The sequence below is a fragment of the Sporosarcina sp. P29 genome, assembly GCF_002743265.1.
Classification (GTDB): Bacteria; Bacillota; Bacilli; order Bacillales_A; family Planococcaceae; genus Sporosarcina.
On the sequence record NZ_PDYX01000003.1, the window covers coordinates 171,910 to 195,662 of the forward strand.

The 23,753-nt window shown below is 39.8% G+C and carries 28 protein-coding genes; all 28 read left to right on the forward strand.

The window, feature by feature from the left end; genetic code table 11:
- The first annotated feature begins 21 nt into the window (after positions 1-21).
- Positions 22-798 carry a GTP-sensing pleiotropic transcriptional regulator CodY gene (gene codY, locus CSV68_RS04445; protein ID WP_099633161.1) on the forward strand — a complete coding sequence of 259 codons (777 nt, stop codon included), beginning with the start codon at positions 22-24 and terminating at the stop codon, positions 796-798.
- A gap of 546 nt (positions 799-1,344) precedes the next feature.
- Positions 1,345-1,734: a flagellar basal body rod protein FlgB gene (gene flgB / locus CSV68_RS04450; protein ID WP_099633162.1), complete on the forward strand. Its 390-nt coding sequence runs from the start codon at positions 1,345-1,347 to the stop codon at positions 1,732-1,734.
- Between the two features lie 2 nt (positions 1,735-1,736).
- On the forward strand, positions 1,737-2,198 hold the full coding sequence (gene flgC, locus CSV68_RS04455) for a flagellar basal body rod protein FlgC (RefSeq protein WP_099633163.1): 462 nt from the start codon (positions 1,737-1,739) through the stop codon (positions 2,196-2,198).
- Positions 2,199-2,228: 30 nt separating this feature from the next.
- Complete coding sequence (gene fliE, locus CSV68_RS04460; RefSeq protein WP_099633164.1) at positions 2,229-2,537, forward strand: flagellar hook-basal body complex protein FliE; 309 nt, start codon at positions 2,229-2,231, stop codon at positions 2,535-2,537.
- Positions 2,538-2,598: 61 nt separating this feature from the next.
- A complete protein-coding gene (fliF, locus tag CSV68_RS04465; protein ID WP_099633165.1) occupies positions 2,599-4,200 on the forward strand; it encodes a flagellar basal-body MS-ring/collar protein FliF in 1,602 nt (533 codons plus the stop codon).
- 13 nt (positions 4,201-4,213) lie between these two features.
- Complete coding sequence (gene fliG / locus CSV68_RS04470) at positions 4,214-5,227, forward strand: flagellar motor switch protein FliG (protein ID WP_099633166.1); 1,014 nt, start codon at positions 4,214-4,216, stop codon at positions 5,225-5,227.
- A complete protein-coding gene (gene fliH, locus CSV68_RS04475; protein WP_158233491.1) occupies positions 5,220-5,993 on the forward strand; it encodes a flagellar assembly protein FliH in 774 nt (257 codons plus the stop codon). The genes fliG and fliH overlap by 8 nt, the downstream gene beginning before the upstream one ends.
- A gap of 2 nt (positions 5,994-5,995) precedes the next feature.
- Complete coding sequence (gene fliI / locus CSV68_RS04480; protein WP_369823475.1) at positions 5,996-7,330, forward strand: flagellar protein export ATPase FliI; 1,335 nt, start codon at positions 5,996-5,998, stop codon at positions 7,328-7,330.
- Entirely contained in the window at positions 7,327-7,779 is a 453-nt protein-coding gene (gene fliJ / locus CSV68_RS04485; protein ID WP_099661542.1) for a flagellar export protein FliJ, read from the forward strand. The genes fliI and fliJ overlap by 4 nt, the downstream gene beginning before the upstream one ends.
- A 10-nt stretch (positions 7,780-7,789) precedes the next feature.
- On the forward strand, positions 7,790-8,392 hold the full coding sequence (locus CSV68_RS04490) for a MotE family protein (protein WP_143560982.1): 603 nt from the start codon (positions 7,790-7,792) through the stop codon (positions 8,390-8,392).
- A gap of 28 nt (positions 8,393-8,420) precedes the next feature.
- A complete protein-coding gene (locus CSV68_RS04495) occupies positions 8,421-9,827 on the forward strand; it encodes a flagellar hook-length control protein FliK (RefSeq protein ID WP_158233492.1) in 1,407 nt (468 codons plus the stop codon).
- A gap of 3 nt (positions 9,828-9,830) precedes the next feature.
- Complete coding sequence (gene flgD, locus CSV68_RS04500; protein ID WP_233190378.1) at positions 9,831-10,520, forward strand: flagellar hook assembly protein FlgD; 690 nt, start codon at positions 9,831-9,833, stop codon at positions 10,518-10,520.
- A gap of 17 nt (positions 10,521-10,537) precedes the next feature.
- A complete protein-coding gene (locus CSV68_RS04505) occupies positions 10,538-10,909 on the forward strand; it encodes a TIGR02530 family flagellar biosynthesis protein (protein WP_099633172.1) in 372 nt (123 codons plus the stop codon).
- Between the two features lie 85 nt (positions 10,910-10,994).
- Positions 10,995-11,792: a flagellar basal body rod protein FlgG gene (gene flgG, locus CSV68_RS04510; RefSeq protein ID WP_099633173.1), complete on the forward strand. Its 798-nt coding sequence runs from the start codon at positions 10,995-10,997 to the stop codon at positions 11,790-11,792.
- 54 nt (positions 11,793-11,846) lie between these two features.
- On the forward strand, positions 11,847-12,071 hold the full coding sequence (locus CSV68_RS04515; protein WP_099633174.1) for a flagellar FlbD family protein: 225 nt from the start codon (positions 11,847-11,849) through the stop codon (positions 12,069-12,071).
- Complete coding sequence (gene fliL, locus CSV68_RS04520; RefSeq protein ID WP_099633175.1) at positions 12,061-12,492, forward strand: flagellar basal body-associated protein FliL; 432 nt, start codon at positions 12,061-12,063, stop codon at positions 12,490-12,492. Before CSV68_RS04515 ends, fliL begins: the two co-directional genes overlap by 11 nt.
- Positions 12,493-12,540: 48 nt before the next feature.
- Entirely contained in the window at positions 12,541-13,542 is a 1,002-nt protein-coding gene (gene fliM / locus CSV68_RS04525; protein WP_099633176.1) for a flagellar motor switch protein FliM, read from the forward strand.
- Positions 13,535-14,713 carry a flagellar motor switch phosphatase FliY gene (gene fliY, locus CSV68_RS04530; RefSeq protein WP_099633318.1) on the forward strand — a complete coding sequence of 393 codons (1,179 nt, stop codon included), beginning with the start codon at positions 13,535-13,537 and terminating at the stop codon, positions 14,711-14,713. Before fliM ends, fliY begins: the two co-directional genes overlap by 8 nt.
- Positions 14,714-14,735: 22 nt before the next feature.
- Positions 14,736-15,098, forward strand: a complete 363-nt coding sequence (locus tag CSV68_RS04535) for a response regulator (RefSeq protein WP_085133244.1) — start codon at positions 14,736-14,738, stop codon at positions 15,096-15,098.
- Between the two features lie 9 nt (positions 15,099-15,107).
- Complete coding sequence (locus CSV68_RS04540; RefSeq protein ID WP_099633177.1) at positions 15,108-15,773, forward strand: flagellar biosynthetic protein FliO; 666 nt, start codon at positions 15,108-15,110, stop codon at positions 15,771-15,773.
- A complete protein-coding gene (gene fliP / locus CSV68_RS04545) occupies positions 15,766-16,431 on the forward strand; it encodes a flagellar type III secretion system pore protein FliP (RefSeq protein ID WP_029053195.1) in 666 nt (221 codons plus the stop codon). Before CSV68_RS04540 ends, fliP begins: the two co-directional genes overlap by 8 nt.
- A 12-nt stretch (positions 16,432-16,443) precedes the next feature.
- Positions 16,444-16,713: a flagellar biosynthesis protein FliQ gene (fliQ, locus tag CSV68_RS04550; RefSeq protein ID WP_099633178.1), complete on the forward strand. Its 270-nt coding sequence runs from the start codon at positions 16,444-16,446 to the stop codon at positions 16,711-16,713.
- A gap of 4 nt (positions 16,714-16,717) precedes the next feature.
- The gene (fliR, locus tag CSV68_RS04555) at positions 16,718-17,494 is read left to right on the forward strand and encodes a flagellar biosynthetic protein FliR (RefSeq protein WP_099633179.1); all 777 of its coding nucleotides are present in this window, start codon (positions 16,718-16,720) and stop codon (positions 17,492-17,494) included.
- On the forward strand, positions 17,487-18,578 hold the full coding sequence (gene flhB, locus CSV68_RS04560; protein WP_099661544.1) for a flagellar biosynthesis protein FlhB: 1,092 nt from the start codon (positions 17,487-17,489) through the stop codon (positions 18,576-18,578). Before fliR ends, flhB begins: the two co-directional genes overlap by 8 nt.
- A gap of 24 nt (positions 18,579-18,602) precedes the next feature.
- Positions 18,603-20,633 (forward strand): flagellar biosynthesis protein FlhA, encoded by a 2,031-nt coding sequence (gene flhA, locus CSV68_RS04565; RefSeq protein WP_099633181.1) that lies wholly within the window; start codon positions 18,603-18,605, stop codon positions 20,631-20,633.
- Positions 20,633-21,748 carry a flagellar biosynthesis GTPase FlhF gene (gene flhF, locus CSV68_RS04570; protein WP_099633182.1) on the forward strand — a complete coding sequence of 372 codons (1,116 nt, stop codon included), beginning with the start codon at positions 20,633-20,635 and terminating at the stop codon, positions 21,746-21,748. Before flhA ends, flhF begins: the two co-directional genes overlap by 1 nt.
- Positions 21,741-22,607 (forward strand): MinD/ParA family protein, encoded by an 867-nt coding sequence (locus CSV68_RS04575; protein ID WP_099633183.1) that lies wholly within the window; start codon positions 21,741-21,743, stop codon positions 22,605-22,607. The genes flhF and CSV68_RS04575 overlap by 8 nt, the downstream gene beginning before the upstream one ends.
- A 52-nt stretch (positions 22,608-22,659) precedes the next feature.
- Positions 22,660-23,739 (forward strand): protein-glutamate methylesterase/protein-glutamine glutaminase, encoded by a 1,080-nt coding sequence (locus CSV68_RS04580; protein WP_369823477.1) that lies wholly within the window; start codon positions 22,660-22,662, stop codon positions 23,737-23,739.
- The last annotated feature ends 14 nt before the right edge of the window (positions 23,740-23,753 follow it).

A 23,753-nucleotide genomic window follows, 5' to 3' on the forward strand; every position in this document is an offset into this window, starting at 1 on the left:
CCTTGAGGAGGAACAATAGAAATGAGTTTATTAGTTAAAACAAGAAAAATCAATGCAATGTTACAAAAAGGTGCGGGCGGTCCTGTTAACTTTAAAGAGATGGCAGAAGAGCTAAGCGACGTAATCGATTGTAATGCTTTTATCGTAAGCAGAAAAGGTAAATTACTTGGTTTAGAAATCCACCATCAAATCGACAATGATCGTATGAAGAAGATGTTCGAAGATCGTAAATTCCCAGAAGAGTATACGACTCGCTTGTTCCAGATTAATGAGACATCTCCAAATATCGATATCGAGAGCGAACATACAGTATTTCCTATCGAAAACAAAGAACTATTCCAAGAAGGTTTAACTACGATCGTACCAATCATTGGTGGTGGCGAGCGCTTGGGTACTTTGATTCTTGCACGATTAAAAGAAGGATTTACAGAAGATGATTTAATCCTTGCTGAATATGGTGCAACGGTAGTTGGTATGGAAATCTTACGTGAAAAGTCTGAGGAAATTGAACATGAAGCTCGCAGTAAAGCGGTTGTACAAATGGCAATCAACTCATTGTCTTACAGTGAGCATGAAGCAATCGAGCACATCTTCAAAGAGTTAGACGGAAATGAAGGGTTGCTTGTAGCATCTAAAATTGCTGACCGTGTTGGAATTACACGTTCAGTTATCGTCAATGCACTTCGTAAACTTGAAAGTGCTGGTGTTATTGAATCGCGTTCTTTAGGAATGAAAGGTACGTATATTAAAGTATTGAACGATAAGTTCCTAGAAGAGCTTGAAAAGCATAATTCATAATAGTAAATATCAATTAAAAATAATGTTTAAACACTGAAGGGCCTTCCGTAATTACGGATTCCCTTCAGTGTTTTATTTTTTTTATATACTTTCTCTATGTTAGAGCGGAACTCATATACAGTTTTATATATTTCGTAGGAAATATTAATTAGATCCGTATTAATTCATAAAAGGTGTTGGTGAGCTGGGAAGCATCATATCATCTGTCAGAGCAAGCCGTTTACACTATACGACAAATTGTGATAAAATAACCCGATTTTATAAAAAAAACCACACTTACTAATTATATTAAAAATAAATTCATATCAGACTAAGTGATTAGTGTTAATGTATAGACTACTCTGAATACCGTGTAGTGGTTACTTTATACTATAAAATCATTTAGAAAACATTGGACAAAAATCATTAGTCTCAGCTACAATAGGAAAGTAGAATAATAAGAAATAACCTTTTTGATTAAAGATATTATTAAAGATTAGTATGAACTATAAAGAATTCTAAAATAACCGCGAAAAATGTACTAATTTACGGAAAGGTGGGGAAACGATGGAGATTTATGGTGGTACCATCAACCTGCTTGAAAAAGGATTGGACTACTCATCTGCGAAAGGTAAAGCAATTTCGCAAAATATAGCGAATGTAGACACTCCCAACTATAAAACTAAAAATGTCAATTTTAAAGAAGTGTTTTCTGATGAGAAAAGTAAAGGCATAGAGGCATACAAAACCGACTCGAAGCATTTAGACTTTACACATTCTACGACAAGTAAAACATTCGATGTATCTAATTTACGTTATCGACAAGATCGCAATGGTGTTGATATGGACAAAGAACAAGCAGATTTAGCTGCAAATCAAATTTATAACTCTGCTTTGATAGAACGATTAAACGGGAAATTCAATTCATTACAAAGTGTTATTAAAGGAGGTCGTTGATCATGAGTATATTTCATAGTCTGAACTCGTCGACTTCTGCATTGACTGCTCAACGGTTACGTATGGATGTCATATCTTCCAATATGGCGAATGTTGATTCTACTCGGGCCAAGCAAGTAGAAGGCGAGTGGGAGCCGTATAGAAGAAAAACAGTCACTTTACAACCGAAGGAAGGTCAGTTCTCTTCATTCTTGCAAGCAGCAAGAGGTGTTCACTCACATGGTAATGCGGGAAATGGTGTGGCCGTAACACGTGTGAAAGAAGATCGGGAGACTCCGTTCAAATTGGTATTTGATCCCTCTCATCCTGATGCGAATGAAGAAGGTTATGTAGAGATGCCAAATATTGACCCATTGCGCGAAATGATTGATTTAATGTCTGCAACGAGATCGTATGAAGCGAATGTAACTGCGTTGAATGCAAATAAATCTATGCTTATGAAAGCGCTGGAGATCGGAAGATAATATAGTAGTATTCAAATAGGAGTGAACTAGATGGCTATACAATCTATTACAGGTGCTATGCCTGCAATGACGATGCAGCAACCCGAAGTGAAAGCACAGCGAACACCTTTTGAAGCTCAACAGAATTTCTCGGCAATGTTGAACGACGCAATTCATCAGGTAGACAACACGCAAAAGGTCTCAGATACTATGACAGCGAAGCTTGCTAAAGGTGAAGATGTCGATTTACACAATGTGATGATTTCGGCACAAAAAGCGAGTATTGCATTAAATGCAACAGTAGAAATGCGAAATAAAGTAGTAGAAGCATACCAAGAAATCATTAGAATGCCTGTCTAACAGATAGAGAGCACTGGGCACAAGTGGAATCTGGCCTAGTGAGGCTGACCGGGGGATTAGAATGAAAGAAAGATTGACAAAGCTCAGAGCCGATCTCAAAGCTTTCTGGGGAAGTCGGACAAAAAATCAAAAGATTATATATATAACGACAGCGGCGGGCATAATAGCACTGGCGGTTTTTTTAACAATGACTATGTCCCGTACTACATATGTAACGCTCTATTCAGAAGTGTCACCTTCTGAAATTGGACGGATAAAAGAAGTCCTAGATGGACAGGGAGTGCCATATTTAGTGGAACCGGGTGGTACTGCAATTTCAGTGCCTGAAAAACAACTGGATAATTTACGTGTATCACTAGCGGCAGAAGGTTTCCCAGATTCGGGTCTAATCGATTATTCATTCTTCTCGGATAATGCCGGGTTTGGTACTACGGATAATGAATTTAATATGATTAAGCTTGCTGCAATGCAAACAGAATTAGCTAATCTAATAAAGGGTATAGAAGGTATTAAGGATGCAAAAGTAATGCTTACTTTACCGACAGAGGGAATTTTCGTAAATGACACGACATCGGAAGCTAGTGCAGCGATTATGTTGAAGACAAATCCCGGACAAAGCTTTTCTGAACAACAAATCACATCACTTTATAATCTAGTATCAAAAAGCTTGCCTAACCTATCTAATGAGAATATCGTCATTCAAAACCAATATTTTGAGTACTTTGATCTAAAAGATGCAGGAGATTCTTACGGAGCTAGTGTGACGGATCAAATGGGTGTGAAAAAGACCATTGAGCGCGACTTGCAACGACAGGTTCAAATGATGCTCGGTACGTTGATGGGGCAAGACAAAGTAGTTGTATCCGTTACGACAGATATCGACTTTAAAAAAGAGCAACGTGAAGAGAATCTTGTGACACCGGTGGATCCTGAAAACATGGAAGGTATTGCACTGAGCGTGCAAAGGATAACTGAATCATTCTCAGGTACCAATCCGGCAGTAGGCGGTACACCTGAAGGGGAAGATCCGACTGATAATCGGACTACCTATGTTGAAGGTGAAGGTGGAGACGGAGATTACGAGCGTCTAGAAGAAACAATTAATAATGAAGTAAATAGAATTAGAAAAGATATAGTAGAGAGCCCATACAAAATTAGTAATATCGGTATCCAAGTGATGATTGAACCCCCTACTGCTGATGATCCAACCTCATTGGAGCCTGAAGTACGACAGGATGTTGAACGTATTTTAGAGACGATAGTACGTACTTCATTGGATACAGAAGTAGCTGGAGAATTAACAGAGGAAATACTGGCTGAGAAAATAGCAGTTTCAGTTCAACCATTAAAGGGGAAAAACATCGCGTTTGAAGATACTAAGACATTCATTCCATGGTGGGTATATGTGATTGGCGGTGTATTGCTACTTGCAATTATTGTTTTAGTTGTGCTGTTCTTGCGTAAGAGACGCAATGAAGCAGAAATGGAAGAAGAGCTGGCGTTGGAACAAGCTCAGACTCAATTAGATTCAGTACAAATCGATGACATCAACATGGAACAAGAGACAGAAGCGACAGCGCGTAGAAAACAATTGGAGAAAATGGCTAAAGAAAAACCTGAAGAGTTTGCGAAACTATTGCGAACATGGATCGCCAAAGAATAACGGAGGGGTTTAGTTGGTTAAGAAAAACAAAGACATGTCAGGGAAACAAAAAGCTGCCCTTCTGCTTATCTCATTGGGTCCTGAAGTCTCAGCCTCAGTCTATAAGCATTTGAATGAAGAGGAGATCGAGCAACTGACGTTGGAGATTTCAGGTGTGAAAAAAGTAGAATCCTCAGTAAAAGAAGAGATTATTGAAGAGTTTCATCATATCGCTCTTGCACAGGATTACATTTCTCAAGGTGGTATTGGCTATGCCAAGACAGTACTTGAAAAAGCACTCGGAAAAGAACATGCCCAAGCAATTATTAACCGTCTGACATCTTCCCTACAAGTGCGACCGTTTGATTTCGCTAGACGTGCAGAACCTTCACAAATACTAAACTTTATCCAAAATGAACACCCACAGACAATTGCATTAATTTTATCTTATTTGGAGGCGGAACAAGCAGGATTAATCCTGTCACAGCTTCCACAAGAAACGCAAGCGGATATTGCAAAACGAATAGCTACAATGGAATCGACTTCTCCTGAAGTAATCAGTGAGATCGAAGCAGTACTTGAACGAAAATTATCATCTACTGTAACTCAAGACTTTACCGAAACAGGCGGCGTAGACGCGGTAGTTGAAGTGTTAAATGGTGTAGATCGTTCGACAGAGAAAACAATTCTCGATGCTCTTGAAATTCAAGATCCTGAGCTTGCTGAAGAAATCCGGAAAAGAATGTTTGTCTTCGAAGATATTATCACATTGGATAACCGATCAATTCAACGCGTCATACGTGATTGTGAAAATGAAGATTTGATTTTAGCGATGAAAGTGTCTAGTGAAGAAGTAAAAGATATACTATTCAAAAACATGTCACAACGTATGGCAGAATCATTCAAAGAAGAAATGGATGTAATGGGACCTGTGCGACTGCGTGACGTGGAGGAAGCACAGTCTCGAATCGTAGGAATCATCCGTAGACTTGAAGATGCGGGAGAAATCATCATAGCGCGTGGTGGAGGAGATGACATCATTGTCTAATCTGTTTCGTTCCGAGCGAACTATATTGAATCAAAGCCCGACAAAAGCGATATCAATACGCAACTTGCAGTCGGTGGAACCAACTGATGAAGCGGAAGAGCCAGTGAGCACAGGCATGATGTTTATGGAGCGCAATCGCTTATTGCAGGAGATAGAGCAACGAAAGAATATTATAGATACTGAAATTCAACAGCGATTGGAACAAGCGGCAGCGGATATCGAATCGATGCATGCGGCTTGGGCAAGTGAAAAAGAAGAGCTGCAACAACAAGCATATGACGAAGGGTTTCAAGTCGGATTCGACGATGGACGCAATAAGGCAATCGCGGAAATGAGTGAAATGATAGAGTCTGCGAACGAAATTACTACAATATCTTATGAGAATGCTACGCAATATTTAATAAATCAAGAACGGGTGATTTTAGATATTGGAATGCACTCAGCAGAACGAATAATTAATAAAGTGATAGAAGCAGATGATGAGGCGTATTTATCCATCGTAAGGAAAGGGATTAAGGAAGCACAGGAGAGCAAAGAGATAAAATTATTCGTACCAACTGAACAGTTTAAAATGGTAACGACACATCGCTCTGAGCTAGCTTCAATATTTCCGCCAGAAACTCCATTCCTTATTTTTGTCAATGAAGATTTCAATGCAACAGATTGTTTTATCGAAACGAACCATGGCCGAATCGTAGTGAGTGTAGATGAGCAACTGAATGAACTGAAAGAACAATTGGTGAAAATTATGGAAGATGGTGTGTGAATGTGAAAAAAGCCGAAGATTTAATTCCAATCATTCCAAATATCAACACCTTTAAAAAATATGGTCGGGTAATACGGGTTGTTGGATTGCTAATTGAATCCAAAGGTCCTGAGTCATCGATTGGAGATGTATGTTTTATCCATTTGAACGTTCCTGAAGGAGGACGCTCTCTAATTCAAGCAGAGGTTGTAGGTTTTAGGGAAGAGATTGTCATGCTGATGCCTTACACGGATATACGCAATATATCAAGTGGCTGTCTAGTTGAAACTCTTGGCAAGCCACTTGAAGTAAAAGTAGGCATGAATTTATTAGGACAAGTCCTCGATTCTTTAGGTAAGCCTATTGATTCAAGTGCATTGCCTAAAGGCTTGGCAACTGTTCGTACAGAAAACAGTCCACCGAACGTTTTGACACGACCTACAATTAATGACAAGTTAGCTGTAGGTGTGAAAGCCATCGATGGCATGTTAACGGTAGGTAGCGGTCAACGTGTAGGTATTTTCGCGGGATCCGGTGTCGGCAAGAGTACATTATTAGGGATGATCGCACGCAATACGGAAGCGGATATTAACGTGATTGCCCTAATAGGTGAACGTGGCCGTGAAGTACGTGAATTTATCGACAGAGACTTGGGTCCAGAAGGTCTTAAGAAAACAATTGTAGTAGCGGCCACTTCTGATCAGCCGGCACTTATGCGAATTAAAGGCGCTATGACAGCAACGGCCATTGCAGAATACTTCAGGGATAAAGGACTGAACGTGATGTTGATGATGGATTCAGTCACACGTGTAGCCATGGCACAGCGTGAGATTGGTCTGGCGGTTGGAGAACCACCAGCAACACGGGGATATACTCCTTCTGTTTTCGCTATTTTACCTAAGCTTTTGGAACGTAGCGGAACTAATGAAAAAGGAGCTATTACTGCATTCTATACCGTGCTAGTTGACGGTGACGATATGAATGAGCCTATAGCGGATGCTGTTCGAGGTATTCTAGACGGTCATATAGTCTTGGACCGTACACTTGCCAATAAAGGTCAGTACCCTGCAATCAATATTTTGAAAAGTGTCAGTCGTCTGATGAATCATATTGCAGATCCTGAACATTTGAAGGCAGCCGCGAAATTACGCGAACTGTATTATGCCTACGACAAATCCGAGGATTTAATTAATATTGGTGCATATAAAAAAGGGACGTCTCGTGAAATTGACGAAGCGATTGAATATGAGCCGATCATTACCGATTTTCTAAAACAAAAATTTAATGAGAATATCCAATTGGAAGATACGGTAAATGAAATGATCGCGTTAGCTTCTGGAGGAGGAGAGCGCAGATGACTTCATTCCTTTATCGTTTTGATAAAGTGCTGAATTTACGTGAACAAGAACGTGATGAAACAGAAATGGCTTATAAAGAAGCAATCGAAGAATTTGAAAAGATCGCAACACAATTGTATGACCAGATGAAAAAGAAAGAAAATGTCTTGGAAGAACAGCAACAACGAATGACTACAGGTTTTTCCATTGATGATTTGCACAGCTATTCTCGATTCATAAACACACTTGATTTGACGATTGATCATATACAGCAAGAAGTAATGAAATCCCGAACGAAAATGAATTGGTATGAATCTCAATTATTAGACAAGAATATTGAAGTGAAAAAGTTTGAGAAGATGAAAGAAATTGGAAAAGAACAATATGATGCTGAAATGGAACACGTAGAGACAAATCGAATTGACGAGCTATCGACGATGAAGTTTCGTTCAAGAGAAGACGGGTGGTAAAGTGGCTAAGTTGAAAAAGAAAAGAGTGGTTGGAGAATCAGTGGATAGGCAAAGCAAAAAGTCTATTGGCTTTTTCCAAATATTGCTCGCGTGGATCATCATCCCTCTTATGTTCACAACGGCTGTCGTTCTGATCATAGCCAAAGTAGCTGATGTCAATGTCTTTGATCAGGCGAAGGAGTGGACATCAAAAGTTCCATTCCTTGAACAAAAAGAAACGGATGAAAAGGTCGAGGGAGATCTAATATTGGAGGAACGTGTCATTTCTCTTCAAGCAGAGATTCAAGAAAAAGAAGCGCAGTTATTTGAAGTTCAAGATGAACTCACACAAGTAAAAGATTCGAACGAAACACTTGTAATAGAGAAAGAAAAGCTGAATGAAGAAATCGAGAAATTAAAACTTGCGCAAAGTGAATCTACACGTGATTTCAAAGAAATTGTCACAACGTACGAGCAAATGTCAGCCAAATCCTCAGCTCCTGTCATTACGAAAATGGGAGACGCGGAAGCTGTTCAAATATTATCTAGTCTAAAGCCCGCTACTTTAGCATCTATACTAGAGAAAATGTCCCCTGAAGATGCCGCAAAATATACTTCTATGCTCACGAAGTAGTACAATAGTGTATGAGGGAGGTGAAATAGTGAATTTAGGACTACTAATGAACATTGGTGCACCAAGCATGCCTATGAATTCATCCGCTTCAACAGCGAATGTTGAAGGGAAAGGATTTGGTAGTGTGTTCCAAGATCTTATGTCTGCTACAGCTTTGCCTGTTGCAATCAAGTTAATAGATACGGAACAAGAGTTAACCGAATTACTTGGTGATGTTCTAAACGCTGGCTCTTTGGAAGAGCTAGAAGGATTCCTTAAAGAGTTAGAGCGGCCTGTTAAGTCAACAGCTGTTGCCGGTTTTTTAAAAGATTCAGGAATGCTTCGGGATATTACGGAAAATGATGTAGCTGTTAAAACGTTGCTTTCAGGAATACTAGAAGGAGACCAGCTCCAAAATAAACCAGTAGAGTTAAGTGAAGATGCTGAATTAAGGTTAACGGATCTACCAAACTTGCAGGAGTTCCCTAGTCTGCAACAATTAGCACATCTTATTAGTGAAAAACCTGATAAACTAGTAGAAACGATTACAAACGTCCTAGAAGATGTTGGTATGACCAAAGAACAGCTTGATCAGATGGCAACTACAGGGGATATCTGGTTCATGCTCGATGTACTACAGAAATTACCTACTGAAAAAGTTCAAGCTGCGATTGAGAAAATACTACCTAAAGTAACAGTAGAATTAACGGTATTGCTTAAAGCAATTGAACTAGCGGCACCTAAAATGGATATATTTACAAAACAGATAGATCTTGTAGAAACGATCAAGCCAATTCTTTCACAATTTGCAGGTCAACTGGAACAAAAGATTGTTCAACCTGAAGTGAAGCAACCTTTACAAATTCCACCGACAATGCAGCATATCGTTCGGTTCATGACAGAACAATCTGCCGCGGATACAAAGCAACAAGATCAACAGTCGAAGCCAAATGAAACTGTAACTCCAGTTTTAGCCGCTACGCAGAATGAAACAAGACCGGTCTTCCAAATGAATGCTACAGAGAAAGTACCGGAGAGCCGAAGTGAGGCATTGATGCGGGAATTCCAAGCAGTACTAAACAGGGCGAATTTCGGTCAAACAAATGGAATGAATCGGATTTCAATTAAATTATATCCAGAACATCTTGGACAAATACGTGTTGAACTTTTGGAAGTGAATGGTGTTATGACTGCAAGGATTTTAGCATCTACTGCGATGGCGCGTGAAATGCTCGACAGCCAAATGCATCAGTTGCGCCAAGCTTTCACACAACAGAACTTACAAGTAGAACGGATCGATTTATCACAAACGCTACAAGATCCTTCAAAGAGTGATCGGGAACAGGCATTTAATAAACAAAATCAGCAACAAAAAGAACAAGCTACCGAACAAAATGAAACACCAGATGAACAGGAACAAACATTCCAAGAATTCATGATTGAACTGGAGGTGTAAATATTGCCAGAAGGAACAAATTCCACAACAACGAAAAATGCAATTACAGATTCGATGTATTTAGTTAATAAGCAACGCGACCAGCGCAAGACTGGACCCGATACGATGGGGAAAGACGCATTTATGAAAATCTTAATTGCTCAGATGGCAAACCAAGATCCAACCAACCCGATGAAGGATACCGAGTTTGTCGCTCAGATGGCACAGTTTTCATCATTGGAACAAACAATGAATCTAGCAAAGGCGTTTGAGAAATTCGCAGATTCACAAAATCAGAGTCAGTTAATTCAGTACAATAGCTTTGTGGGAAAAGAAATACGTTGGCATGAAGTTTCAGATAAAAAAGGTGAAGACGATAAGCCGATTATTAATGAAGGTACTGGTGTTATACAGTCGATCAAGTATATTGACGGTTCGGTCATCTTCACGATGGCGGATGGTAAGGAATTATCACCTGGAAATATTTCTGAAGTAATGGGGAACGGATCTACTTCGGGCTCGGGTGCAGGTGGTCAACCAAATAGTCTAGTTCAGGCGAGTATGCTGATTGGTAAGACGGTAGGCTATATGGAAGGCGAAGACGAACGTACAGGTAAAGTTGTATCAGTTACAAATAAAGAAGGTAGTCTTCATTACGTATTACAAGACGGTACAAAAATCGAAGGTAATCAATTTACAACTATTAGTGAATAATTGAATGGAGCGATGTCATGAACAAGATCGATGCCCATCGCATTCCATCACCGCCACTCATACGCCAAGGACAGATACCAGCACAATCAAAGCAGTCATTTCTTGAACACTTACAGCAAGCAACACAGCCAGAGAAATTAAAGATTAGTAAACATGCTAACGACCGGATGCAAGAACGTGGAATTCAAATGACCGACGTAGAATGGGCGCGTATCTCAGAAAAAGTGGATGAGGCGAAAAGGAAGGGAATTCGTGACTCACTTGTGTTGACTGATCAAGCCGCACTCATAGTCAGTGCGAAAAACTCAACCGTCATCACCGCGATGAACCGCATGGAAGCGAAAGATCAACTGTTTACAAATATTGATGGCACGATATTACTCAGCTAAATTCGGCAGGACCTTAACAGGATGCCAACCGCACCGTCGACTGAATGACGCGGTGCACTCTAAAACCGAGAGGGGAAACTTTATTATGATTCGCTCAATGTACTCAGGGATTTCTGGCCTAAAGAACTTCCAAACGAAACTAGATGTAATTGGTAACAATATTGCTAACGTAAATACGTACGGCTTTAAGAAAGGGCGTACGGTTTTTAAGGATTTGTATTCTCAGACTGTGGCGGGGGCTACTGGACCCGGAGATACGAGAGGTGGAGTGAATCCTAAACAAGTGGGATTAGGTTCGCAAATAGCAGCTATTGATACAATGCACAGTCCGGGTTCTACACAATTCACAGGAAACACTCTAGATTTAGCTATTGAAGGTGACGGTTTTTTTGTAGTTGAGGATGGAAATGGTGAAAAACTATATACTCGTGCAGGAAATTTTTATCTCGATAAAGATGGAAATATTGTGGATGGAGATGGAAGATATCTTTCGGCAGAGGGTGGGGGGCCAATCGAAGTTCCGCTAGAAGCGACATCACTTTCAATAGGGCAAGATGGAATAGTTAAATATGTACTGAATGGTGTTTTAGAGGGTGAAGATGTAGTGGCATTAGCAAAATTCTCAAATCCAGGTGGTTTAACAAAAATAGGTGGCAACTTGTACCAGGAAAGTGCTAACTCAGGAGTTGCAGAAGATGGAACAGGGGCACCATTAGTAGATGGCCGTGGTGCTATCAAATCCGGCTCCCTAGAAATGTCCAACGTAGACCTATCCGAAGAATTCACAGAAATGATCGTTGCACAACGCGGTTTCCAAGCCAATACGCGGATCATTACTACGTCAGATGAGATTTTACAAGAACTAGTAAACTTGAAGCGATAACATAGCATAGTTTGAGAAGGAGGGTCGGGCCGGCCTTGGCCTGGCCCCTTACATATGATTAAAGTGACAAGATTGAATCGTACGACTTTCACGTTAAACGCATTGTACATAGAGAGAGTCGAGTCGTTTCCAGATACGACGATCACGTTGACGACTGGATCAAAGTATGTCGTTCTTGATTCAGCTGAAGAAGTAAATAACCGAATCATTGAATTTTATCAAGCGGTCCAGCTGCTATCCAATCCGCATATCCGGGGTGATGAAGAAGATGAAGAATAAATTATTGACGATTTCACTAATTATTTTAGTGAGTATTACATTAATCGGTGTCGTGGCGGTCGTATTGATATTGAATTTCAATAAAGACAGTGACGGAGAAGAAAAAGCACCTTCAATAGATGAAATAATTGAGTCGTCCGTAGATATGGAAGAAATCACAACGAACTTGTCTGGTCGTAATTTTGTCCGTGTGTCACTGAAAATCCAGACAGATAGTAAAAAGGCAGCAGAAGAATTGACAAAACGTGACTTTCAAGTGAAGAACCTAGCGATTCAAGAACTGTCTGAAATGACAGCGAAAGATCTTGAAGGAAAAGCGGGGAAACAGCAATTTGAAGATACCATAAAAGCAAAGCTGAACGAGCTAATGCAAGATGGTGAAATACAGAAGGTGTATATTGTCTCTTATATCATCCAGTGACGGCTAAAATGATCTACTAGAGATGTATGTGCTATGGGAGGTGGGTCTATGTCGGGAGACGTATTGTCCCAAAATGAAATAGATGCGCTGCTGTCTGCTTTATCGACGGGTGAAATGTCAGCAGAAGAAATGAAGAAGGAAGAAGAAACAAGAAAAGTACGTGTCTATGACTTTAAGCGTGCACTTCGTTTCTCTAAAGACCAAATTCGAAGTTTGACTAGGATCCATGAAAACTTTGCTAGACTACTGACGACGTACTTCTCAGCGCAACTACGTACGTATGTACAAATTAATGTGATGTCGGTAGATCAGATTCCATTTGAAGAGTTCATTAGCTCGATACCCAATATGACATTGATCAATATATTTGATGTATCCCCTCTTGAAGGGAATATTTTGATGGAAGTCAATCCGAATGTTGCCTATTCCATGTTGGAGCGACTCATGGGTGGCTTTGGATCGAGTTCAGGAAAAACGGATAATATGACAGAGATTGAAACGAAGATTTTGACAAATTTGTTTGAACGTTCGTTTGACAGCTTACGGGAAGCTTGGTCAGGGCTAATTGATATAGATCCATATTTAACAGAGATGGAAGTCAATCCTCAGTTTCTTCAAATGATTTCACCTAACGAAACCGTAATCGTTATTTCATTTAATATTATGATTGGTGAATCTAGCGGGATGATCAATATGTGTATCCCTCACGTTGTATTGGAACCAATTATTCCAAACCTCTCTGTGCAGTACTGGATGCAGACAAATAAAAAAGAACCAACCGCTGAGCAAAGCATACAATTGGAAAGACGTATTAAAAATGCAACACTCCCTATAGTTGCTGACCTTGGGAAAGGCGAAATATCTATTGAAGATTTCCTGCATTTGCAGCTTGGGGATGTAATTTCATTGAATACAAGTATTGAGGAGCCTTTAACGATCAGGATAGGAGATAAGCCTAAATTCACAGCACAGCCAGGGAAGTTACGAAATCGTATGGCTGTTCAAATACTGGAAATATTGAATACGGGAGAGGATGACGATGATGAGTGATAATATTCTCTCACAGGAAGAAATTGAAGCGTTGTTACGGGGTGAAACATTAGAACCTGCCCAAGCAGATGAACCTGAACCTGAAACTATCGATATTAGTGATTACTTGACCGAAATGGAGCAAGATGCATTAGGTGAAGTAGGTAATATTTCATTCGGTAGTTCTGCAACTGCCCTTTCCGCTTTACTGGGACAAAAAGTAGAAATCACAACACCCAAACTATCTCTGATCCAACGGGATAACTTGGAGGATGATTTCGTCCATCCGTATGTAGCCATCAAGGTTGAATATACAGAAGGATTAAGTGGTGTCAATCTGTTAGTAATTAAACAAAGTGACGCGGCAATCATTGCAGACTTAATGCTTGGAGGCGACGGAACAGCTCCTAATCAAGAGTTAAGTGAAATCCATTTGAGTGCAGTACAAGAAGCAATGAATCAAATGATGGGGTCTTCAGCGACTTCGATGTCTACCATTTTTAATAAAAAAGTAGATATTTCACCGCCCACTATTGATTTAATGAATATACAAATAGATCAGGGAACCGAAAATATTCCAGCGCATAATTTATTAATCCGCGTGTCATTCAATTTGAAAGTTGGCGAATTGATTGATTCTGATATTATGCAATTGTTCCCACTGGAGTTCGGTAAAAAATTGGTATCTACATTAATGGGAGAAGAAGAAGCGGCCACTATGACAGAAGTACCACCGAGTCCACCGGAACCCCAATATTCGGAACCTGAGCCTGCATATACACCGGATCCTGCGCCAATGCAACAACAGCAACCTGTATATCAAGCACCACCCATGCAACAAACTGCAGTACCACGTCAGACGCAAGCTCCAGTGCATGTCCAGCAAGCAGAGTTTGCGAGTTTCCAAGCGCCTACTTTGAATAAGGAAGAATCAAATAATTTAAATTTACTACTTGATATACCACTTCAAGTAACAGTAGAATTAGGACGTACGAAGCGTTCTGTTAAAGAAATACTCGAAATGTCTGGTGGTTCCATTATTGAACTGGATAAATTGGCAGGGGAGCCTGTCGATATATTAGTCAATAATCGCTATATTGCAAAAGGGGAAGTAGTAGTCATTGACGAAAACTTCGGAGTCCGCATTACGGATATATTAAGTCAAATGGATCGATTAAACAATTTACGATAGAAGAAACTTGGAGGGAATATGAATGGGAAAACGAATTTTAGTAGTAGATGACGCGGCATTTATGCGCATGATGATCAAGGATATCTTAACAAAGAATAATTATGAAGTAGTAGGAGAGGCAGCAGATGGTGCTCAAGCCATTGAAAAATATAATGAATTGAAACCAGACTTGGTTACAATGGATATTACGATGCCTGAAATGGATGGAATTGCAGCATTAAAAGCAATTAAAAGTACGCACCCATCTGCGACCATCATCATGTGTTCTGCAATGGGGCAACAGGCAATGGTAATCGATGCGATCCAAGCAGGAGCAAAGGACTTTATCGTTAAACCATTCCAGGCTGACCGTGTGATTGAAGCAATCGACAAAGCGCTGAGCTAAGAGCAGCATATGAATGTAAAACAAGTAACTCAGTATTTACTACTATTCGTTCTGTGCTTTACTATCACACCATTTGCACATGCAGAAACTGATCCTGATGTCAGCGTATCAGACTGTATTGGAAGAGATAAAGATTGCGAAGAGAAAGCTCCGGTTGCTGAGAATGATAATAAATTAGTGACAAATAATGAATTGGACGAACCTAAAGGACTTACAGCAAAAGATTACATAAGAACTCTTTTTGCTTTTGCATTTGTAATTGGTTTGCTCGTGTGGTTACTACGCTTCATGAACAAACGCAATAGAAATTTCGACTCTAATCGACTTATGACGAATATGGGTGGTGTTCCGTTAGGTCAAAATAAGTCTATTCAACTAGTGAAAATGGGTAACCATTATTTCGTAGTAGGTGTTGGTGAAAATGTACAACTATTAAGAGAAATAGAAGATCCTGATGAAATTGCTGAACTACTTGCACGTTATGACCAAGGCAATGAAGTTCAAAAAGGTATACTTTCACAACTGTATACACGGTTTTTCTCAAAGGCTGAACACTCACCATCAGAAGAAGCCACTTTCAGTCAATTGTTTTCTACCAAAATGGACGAAATCAAAACTGAGCGCAAAGAACAGTTAAAACGTTTAAATCGGAAGGAGAGCGACCGCGATGGTTGATTTTCTGGACACGTTTTCCGACAGTGATCCCACCAATGTCTCTACTTCCATTAAGATGTTGCTATTACTAACGGTATTATCACTTGCACCAGCAATTTTAATCCTAATGACTTCGTTTGCTAGGATTATCATAGTGTTGTCATTTGTACGGACGGCGCTAGCTACACAGCAAATGCCTCCCAACCAAGTGTTGGTTGGATTAGCATTATTTCTGACGTTCTTCATCATGTCACCGGTGTTATCTCAAGTGAATGAAGAAGCATTGACACCATTGTTTGATGAAGAAATCAGTTTGGACGAGGCATACGAGCGGGCCAGTGTGCCATTCAAAGAATTCATGAGTCAACATACTAGGCAGAAAGATTTGGAGTTATTCATGCGGTATAACCAGATGGAGCGACCGGATACAATTGAAGATATTCCGCTTACTATGATGGTGCCAGCGTTTGCACTCAGTGAAATTAAGACTGCATTTCAAATGGGTTTTATGATTTTTATTCCTTTTCTCGTTATTGATATGATCGTTGCTAGTGTGCTAATGTCTATGGGGATGATGATGCTTCCACCCGTTATGATTTCATTACCGTTCAAGATATTATTATTTGTTCTAGTAGACGGTTGGTATCTCATTATCCAGTCATTGCTACAAAGCTTTTAGGGAGGAATTTGAATGACGAGTGAATTTGTTATATCCATTGCAGAACGGTCAGTTTGGGTTATTCTCCTTGCATCAGGACCTCTCCTAATCGTAGCTTTAGTGACAGGACTTGCCGTGAGTATATTTCAGGCAACTACACAAATCCAAGAACAGACATTGGCATTCGTACCAAAAATCGTAGCGGTTATGGTTGCTATCATATTTTTTGGGCCTTGGATGTTATCTTATGTTACCGGCTATGCCAGCGAAATCTTTTCCAATCTCTCCAGGTATGTTGGGTGATTAAATGAATGAACTTATTCCATCCTTACCCGCATTTTTACTTATCCTTACTCGTGTTACCTCATTCTTCGTGACACTGCCATTATTCTCTTACAAGACCATCCCTGCTACGCAACGGCTACTATTCGGGGCAATATTGGCATGGATGATGTCTTACTCTATTACGATGCCAGAAATTGAGATCGATGGTCAATACATATTACTTGTACTTAAAGAAGCGGTAGTCGGCTTATCAATCGGCATTGCCGCTTTTATTATTATGTCGGCTATTCAAGTGGCTGGTGGATTTATTGACTTTCAAATGGGCTTTGCCATTGCGAACGTCATTGATCCTCAAACGGGCGCGCAGTCACCATTGCTTGGACAATTTCTTAATTCGCTAGCGATGTTATTATTATTAGTTGTAAATGGCCATCATTTGCTTTTGGATGGGATATTTTATAGCTATGAATTTGTACCCATCACGGCTATGTGGCCACCTTTTGGTAGTCCTAATATGGCAGAATTTATCGTCTTGACCTTCGCCAAATCCTTTGCGATTGCGTTTCAAATGGCGATTCCAGTCGTAGCTACGTTATTCCTGGTCGATTTGGCACTCGGTATAACCGCTCGTGCTGTGCCACAACTGAATATTTTTGTAGTTGGATTTCCAATTAAAATTGGCGTTAGTTTCTTGGTAATCGTGACAATGTCTAGTGTCTTCATAGTCGTAATGAAGAAAATGTTTGAAATTATGATTGTAACGATGAGAAATCTGATGATACTGCTTGGAGGTGGCTAACTTGTTACTAAGGCTGAATTTACAATTTTTTGCCGGTGAGAAGACGGAAAAAGCTACCCCGAAAAAGCGGGAAGATTCCAGAAAGAAAGGGCAAGTACTAAAGAGTCAAGACGTAACAGCTGCAATTGTACTGTTCTCTATTTTTACATTTATGTTCTTTTCCGCAGGTTTTATGAGGGATAATTTCTTCGTGTTTTTCCGAGAATCCTTTACTCATCTTATTCCTATCAAGTCGCTGGATGAAGAACAAGTCATGTTAGTATACATAAGCGTTATTAAACAAATGGCAATCATATTATTGCCGATAATGTTGATCGCAGTTATTGCGAGTATTGCAGCGAACCTGCTACAGTTTGGTCTCTTATTTACTGCAGAGACGTTAAAGTTTGATTTAAAGAAAATAGATCCAATTAAAGGATTAAAGCGAATTTTTTCTATTCGTGCAATTGTAGAGTTATTAAAATCCATATTAAAAATTTCGTTTATTGGAACCGTTACAACACTTATTGTATGGAGTAATCTAGGACAAGTGCTCGACTTGGCATTTAAAACACCGCAAGTCACACTCGTGACTGTTGCAAAATTAGTCGGAATGATGGGGATTATCGCGTCACTAGTATTATTATTCATTTCCATCTTGGATTTTCTTTATCAGAAATTTGACTATGAAAAAAATCTAAAAATGTCTAAACAAGATATTAAAGATGAAAGTAAAAATATGGATGGGGATCCGCTGATCAAGTCCCGCATTAGACAGCGTCAGCGTGAAATGGCAATGCGCCGGATGATGCAGGAGATACCTGAAGCAGATGTTGTGATTACCAATCCTACTCACTTTGCCATTGCGTTAAAGTATGATGAAGATCAGATGGATTCACCAATTGTCGTTGGAAAAGGTGCAGATTTTGTCGCACAAAAAATTAAAATGATTGCGGCTGAACACGACATTGTGATGGTAGAAAATCAACCTTTAGCACGTGCTATGTATGACGAAGTAGAAATTGGTGATCGAATACCTGAGCAGTTCTTTAAAGCAATTGCAGAAATTCTAGCCTATGTATATCGCATTCAAAAGAAAATATAAGTTAAATAAGAAAGTAGGGGTGGCATGCAGTTTAAAGATATAGGAGTACTCGCGGCGGTTATTATGATCATAGCGATGCTTGTCATCCCGTTACCACCTTGGTTATTAAGTTTCTTGATTATTATTAATATTACACTTGGGTTAATGGTTTTACTGACTGCGATGAATATGCAGGAAGCATTGCAATTCTCTATCTTTCCATCGTTATTATTATTACTCACATTATTCCGTCTAGGTCTTAACGTTTCTACAACACGTGCGATTCTTTCAGAAGGTAATGCAGGTGGAGTAGTTGATACATTTGGTACATTCGTTACTGGTGGAAATATTATTGTGGGACTCGTAGTTTTTGTTATTTTGATCATCATTCAGTTTATTGTAATAACGAAAGGCTCGGAGCGTGTTTCCGAAGTTGCTGCACGTTTTACTCTCGATGCTATGCCAGGTAAGCAAATGAGTATTGATGCCGACTTAAACGCAGGTATGATTTCAGATGTAGAAGCCCGAACACGTCGTGAAAAAGTAAGTAACGAAGCTGATTTCTATGGTGCAATGGATGGTGCGACCAAATTCGTTAAAGGGGATGCTATTGCCGGGATCATTATTGTTATGATCAACTTATTGGTTGGCATGATTATTGGTGTCGTGCAGATGGGATTGCCGTTTGCGGAAGCAGCACTTCAATTTTCTACACTTACTGTCGGGGATGGTATTGTTTCACAAATACCAGCACTTCTAATTTCCACGGCAACAGGTATCGTAGTTACACGAGCTGCATCAGAAGGAAACTTAGGGACAGACATTACGAATCAATTACTAGGTCAGCCTAAATTACTTTATGTAGCATCCATTACAATTTTTTTACTGGGCCTTGCCACACCGATTAATGACATATTAACCATTCCGATAGCGGGTGCACTGGCAATTGGTGCGTTTATGATGTCACGTAAAGAAGATGAAGATCCAGATGAATTATTAGAGATGGAAGAAAATGTAGAGGCTGAAGGGTTAAAACGGCCAGAAAATGTCGTTGACCTCTTGAATGTGGATCCAATTGAGTTTGAATTCGGCTATGGCCTTATCCCACTCGTAGATGCAACGCAGGGAGGGGATTTACTGGATCGAGTCGTTATGATTCGTCGGCAGTTAGCGATAGAACTTGGACTCGTCATTCCAGTTGTTCGTATCCGTGACAATATTCAATTACAACCAAATGAGTATCGAATCAAAATTAAGGGAAATGAAATGGCTAGGGGAGAACTTTTGCTAGACCACTATCTAGCTATGAGTCCCGGCGGCGAAGATTTAATAGAAGGAATAGATACTGTAGAACCTTCGTTTGGGTTGCCGGCGAAATGGATTACAGAGGAAACGAAAGAAGAAGCAGAAATCATGGGTTACACAGTAGTGGATCCACCAAGTGTTGTATCTACACACTTGACTGAAGTTATTCGTGCAAATGCTTCCGATTTACTTGGACGTCAGGAAACCAAGCAACTAGTAGATCACGTACATGAAACATATCCAATTTTGGTCGATGAACTTACGCCGACTCCATTGTCAATAGGCGAAATACAAAAAGTGCTTGCTAAATTATTGAATGAACAAGTTTCGGTTCGCAATTTACCCATCATTTTTGAGACGCTTGCAGATTACTCCAAGTACACGTCCGATGTAGATGTACTAACAGAATACGCCAGACAATCACTGGCACGTCAGATTACTGGTCAATTTGTTGTAGGTAATGGCGCGTTAAAAGTACTAACAGTCTCTGGTAAAGTAGAGAAACTCATTGCAGATAGTATCCAACAAACTGAACAAGGGAATTTTCTTTCCATTGATCCATCACAATCTCAAACAATCTTGGAACGAATTGCGCAAGAAGTCGAACGGGTAGCTATGCTTGACCAATCACCTGTAATTTTATGTTCACCTGCCATTCGTATGTACTTACGTCAAATAACGGAGCGGTATTTCCCACAGATACCTATACTGTCTTATAATGAATTGGAAGCATCAGTGGAAGTCCAAAGTGTAGGGGTGGTGGATATTTAATGAAAATGAAAAAGTATACAGCATCTACTATGGTTGAAGCTATGAGGAAAGTCCGTGAAGATTTTGGAGAAGACGCTGTCATCCTTAGTTCAAATGTCACAAAAACAAAAGGGTTTCTTGGTCTCTTTCGTAAACGTTCAGTAGAAGTTGTCGCAAGCTATGATAAAACGAATGCTGGGCGTACATATGAATCACAAGTTCGTTCTGTGCAACCGCCTGTTGCGGAACCAGAGTCTGTTGAACGTATGCAACGAGAAATGCGAGAGATCAAGCAAATGCTGAAAGATATACAGCAAGTGGATCATACATTTGAAAAATATCCTGATGAACTACTACCCATATTGAAGAAGTTACAGACGCAAGGTCTGGCAAACGAATATATCATGGAAATCGGCAATCTAGTTTACAGTCGAATGAAGCAAGATAAAATCGATTTTACTGAAGAACAGCAAATGGAATTGATTAGAGCATGGTTTAGTGATCGTCTTGGCGACATACCTTTTGGTGGAATTTCTTATCAGAAAAAGTTTATTAATGTACTTGGTCCGACTGGTGTGGGGAAAACAACGACCATTGCGAAAATCGCTGCACGTGCATTGTTGGAAGAAAAAAAGAAAGTCGGTTTTATTACGACTGATACGTATCGAATTGCGGCCATTGAACAATTGCGTACATACGCCAATTTGCTTCAGGCGCCAGTTGAAATTGCTTATAACGAAGAAGATTTTCGTATAGCGATCGAAAAGTTGAAAGATCTCGATCTCATATTTATCGATACAGCAGGACGGAATTATAAAGAAGCAAAATTTGTCGATGATTTATCAAAGCTCATTGACTTTTCATTAGATATGGAAACATTTCTTGTGTTATCTACGACGTCAAAAGAACAGGATATGGATACGATCATCAGACAATTTGATCAGTTTCCAATTAAAAAATTTATATTTACCAAAACAGATGAAACCAATTCGGTTGGGTCAATTATTAATTTAATGCTGAAATACGGAATAGGCGTATCCTACATCACCGATGGGCAAGAGGTACCGGAAGATTTAACAGAAGCCAGTTTGGAAAAGATAGTAGATCTTCTATTAGTAGGTGATTCACGTGCATGATCAGGCTGAAGCACTGCGACTAAAAATGATGAATAGTCAAAGACAAGTAGCTCGCTCAATTGCTGTCATCAGTGGTAAAGGTGGAGTAGGTAAATCGAACTTCACTGCTAATTTCTCATACGCACTTGTAGCGAAAGGAAAGAAAGTATTAATTGTCGATATGGATATTGGGATGGGAAATATTCATATATTATTTGGGGCTACACCCACGTATCATCTAAAAGATTATTTGACTGACCAACAACAGTTACAGAAAGTCGTAACTCCCATCGAAGAAAATCTTGCGTTTATTGCAGGTGGTTCTGGACTGGAAAATGTAGTGGAGTGGTCGGGACAAATGTTTGACCGATTGATTGAAGCGTTTTCTGTATTGCAGACGGAATATGATGTCATTTTATTCGATATGGGTGCAGGAGCGACGAAGAGTTCAATTGATTTGATCTTAGCGATGGACGAGGTTATTTTAATTGCGACACCAGAGCCTACCTCTATTACGGACGCGTATTCAATGATTAAGTTCATTTGTCTGCAAGATACGAATAAAACGATTCACATAGTCAGTAACCGTGTTCTTAAAGAGCAAGATGGGCGTGATTCTGTCGCACGTCTTCAGTTAGCGATTAGAAAGTTTTTATCCATGGAAACGAGCATTTTAGGTTTTTTGCCAGACGATATTCATGTGCGGAATGCGGTCATAGCACAGGTTCCTTTCGTCAAATTATATCCCAATGCAAAAGTTAGTAAGCGAATGATGGCGATAACTGATACATTTTTACACAATAATAAACCAAGTACTACTATTGAAAGCTCTGGATTCATAGACAAAATCAAAGGCGTTTTTCTGAAGGGGCGTGTGTAATTTGATTACCGCAAAGAAAAAACGAATTCTCGTAGTAGACGACTCAGCTTTTATGCGGAAGCTAATCTCGGATATGTTAAATAAACACCCCATGATGGAAGTCATCGGCATCGCTAGAAATGGTAAAGATGCAGTAGAAAAAGTGCGCGATCTTCAGCCAGATGTTCTTACAATGGACATTGAAATGCCTGTGATGAATGGACTGGAAGCTTTAAAGTTCATTATGGATCAAATGCCAGTCCCTGTAGTGATTTTATCGAGTACGACAAAACATAATACAGAGAATGCAGTTCTGGCAATAGAATACGGAGCTGTCGACGTGATAGCAAAGCCTGGTGGTGCGATTTCATTGAATCTTCATGAAATCGAAAAAGAAATTGTCGAGAAAGTGTTTGCTGCATCAAATGTAGTAATTCAAACACTTACGCGTCAAATAACAATGACACAAAAACGTTATACAACAACGACGAGCAACCAAAACCAAGCGAATGAAAGCAGAAGTGCTTCGATATTTCCAATACAAACAGTAAGCATACCTAAAAAAAAGACACTTATTGCTAAAAAGTTTGTTATAATAGGTACATCGACTGGTGGACCAAGGGCCTTGCAAGAAGTTATTACTAGGTTTCCGGCGGAATTCCAATACCCGATTCTAATTGTCCAACATATGCCACCTGGATTCACCAAATCATTAGCAGAACGACTGAATGGTTTGAGTGAAATAGTCGTCAAAGAGGCTGAACATGGAGAGCTGATTGAAAATGGAACGGCTTATATTGCGCCAGGCGGCTTGCATCTGAAGTTTGAGAAATCGAGAACAGGCTATCAAATTGTATTGGATGGAGACGAGGCACCTCGTTCTGGACATCGCCCGGCAGTAAACGTGTTATTAGAATCAGCGGCAACACATAAAGAACTAGAATATGTAACGGCAATCATGACAGGTATGGGGTATGACGGTAAAGAAGGCATGGAACTATTGCGTACTTCATGTAAAACGATTACTATAGCGGAATCTAAAAATACGTCCGTTGTATATGGAATGCCCAAAGCTATAATTGATGCAGGCCTCAGCGACGAAATTAAAGATGTACAACAAATCGCAAATGCGATAATAGGAAATTTGAAGTAACTAGGGGGCTTTAC

Excerpts from the sequence above, each read along its gene's own strand:
- fliQ (WP_099633178.1), top strand. The coding sequence starts at position 16,444 with ATGACGAGTGAATTTGTTATATCCATTGCAGAACGGTCAGTTTGGGTT.
- fliE (WP_099633164.1), top strand. The coding sequence starts at position 2,229 with ATGGCTATACAATCTATTACAGGTGCTATGCCTGCAATGACGATGCAG.
- fliL (WP_099633175.1), top strand. The coding sequence starts at position 12,061 with ATGAAGAATAAATTATTGACGATTTCACTAATTATTTTAGTGAGTATT.
- flgB (WP_099633162.1), top strand. The coding sequence starts at position 1,345 with ATGGAGATTTATGGTGGTACCATCAACCTGCTTGAAAAAGGATTGGAC.
- CSV68_RS04515 (WP_099633174.1), top strand. The coding sequence starts at position 11,847 with ATGATTAAAGTGACAAGATTGAATCGTACGACTTTCACGTTAAACGCA.
- fliF (WP_099633165.1), top strand. The coding sequence starts at position 2,599 with ATGAAAGAAAGATTGACAAAGCTCAGAGCCGATCTCAAAGCTTTCTGG.
- fliY (WP_099633318.1), top strand. The coding sequence starts at position 13,535 with ATGAGTGATAATATTCTCTCACAGGAAGAAATTGAAGCGTTGTTACGG.
- CSV68_RS04580 (WP_369823477.1), top strand. The coding sequence starts at position 22,660 with ATGCGGAAGCTAATCTCGGATATGTTAAATAAACACCCCATGATGGAA.
- CSV68_RS04535 (WP_085133244.1), top strand. The coding sequence starts at position 14,736 with ATGGGAAAACGAATTTTAGTAGTAGATGACGCGGCATTTATGCGCATG.
- flgG (WP_099633173.1), top strand. The coding sequence starts at position 10,995 with ATGATTCGCTCAATGTACTCAGGGATTTCTGGCCTAAAGAACTTCCAA.
- fliR (WP_099633179.1), top strand. The coding sequence starts at position 16,718 with ATGAATGAACTTATTCCATCCTTACCCGCATTTTTACTTATCCTTACT.
- flhF (WP_099633182.1), top strand. The coding sequence starts at position 20,633 with ATGAAAATGAAAAAGTATACAGCATCTACTATGGTTGAAGCTATGAGG.
- codY (WP_099633161.1), top strand. The coding sequence starts at position 22 with ATGAGTTTATTAGTTAAAACAAGAAAAATCAATGCAATGTTACAAAAA.
- CSV68_RS04505 (WP_099633172.1), top strand. The coding sequence starts at position 10,538 with ATGAACAAGATCGATGCCCATCGCATTCCATCACCGCCACTCATACGC.
- fliP (WP_029053195.1), top strand. The coding sequence starts at position 15,766 with ATGGTTGATTTTCTGGACACGTTTTCCGACAGTGATCCCACCAATGTC.
- flgC (WP_099633163.1), top strand. The coding sequence starts at position 1,737 with ATGAGTATATTTCATAGTCTGAACTCGTCGACTTCTGCATTGACTGCT.
- fliJ (WP_099661542.1), top strand. The coding sequence starts at position 7,327 with ATGACTTCATTCCTTTATCGTTTTGATAAAGTGCTGAATTTACGTGAA.
- CSV68_RS04540 (WP_099633177.1), top strand. The coding sequence starts at position 15,108 with ATGAATGTAAAACAAGTAACTCAGTATTTACTACTATTCGTTCTGTGC.
- fliM (WP_099633176.1), top strand. The coding sequence starts at position 12,541 with ATGTCGGGAGACGTATTGTCCCAAAATGAAATAGATGCGCTGCTGTCT.
- flhA (WP_099633181.1), top strand. The coding sequence starts at position 18,603 with ATGCAGTTTAAAGATATAGGAGTACTCGCGGCGGTTATTATGATCATA.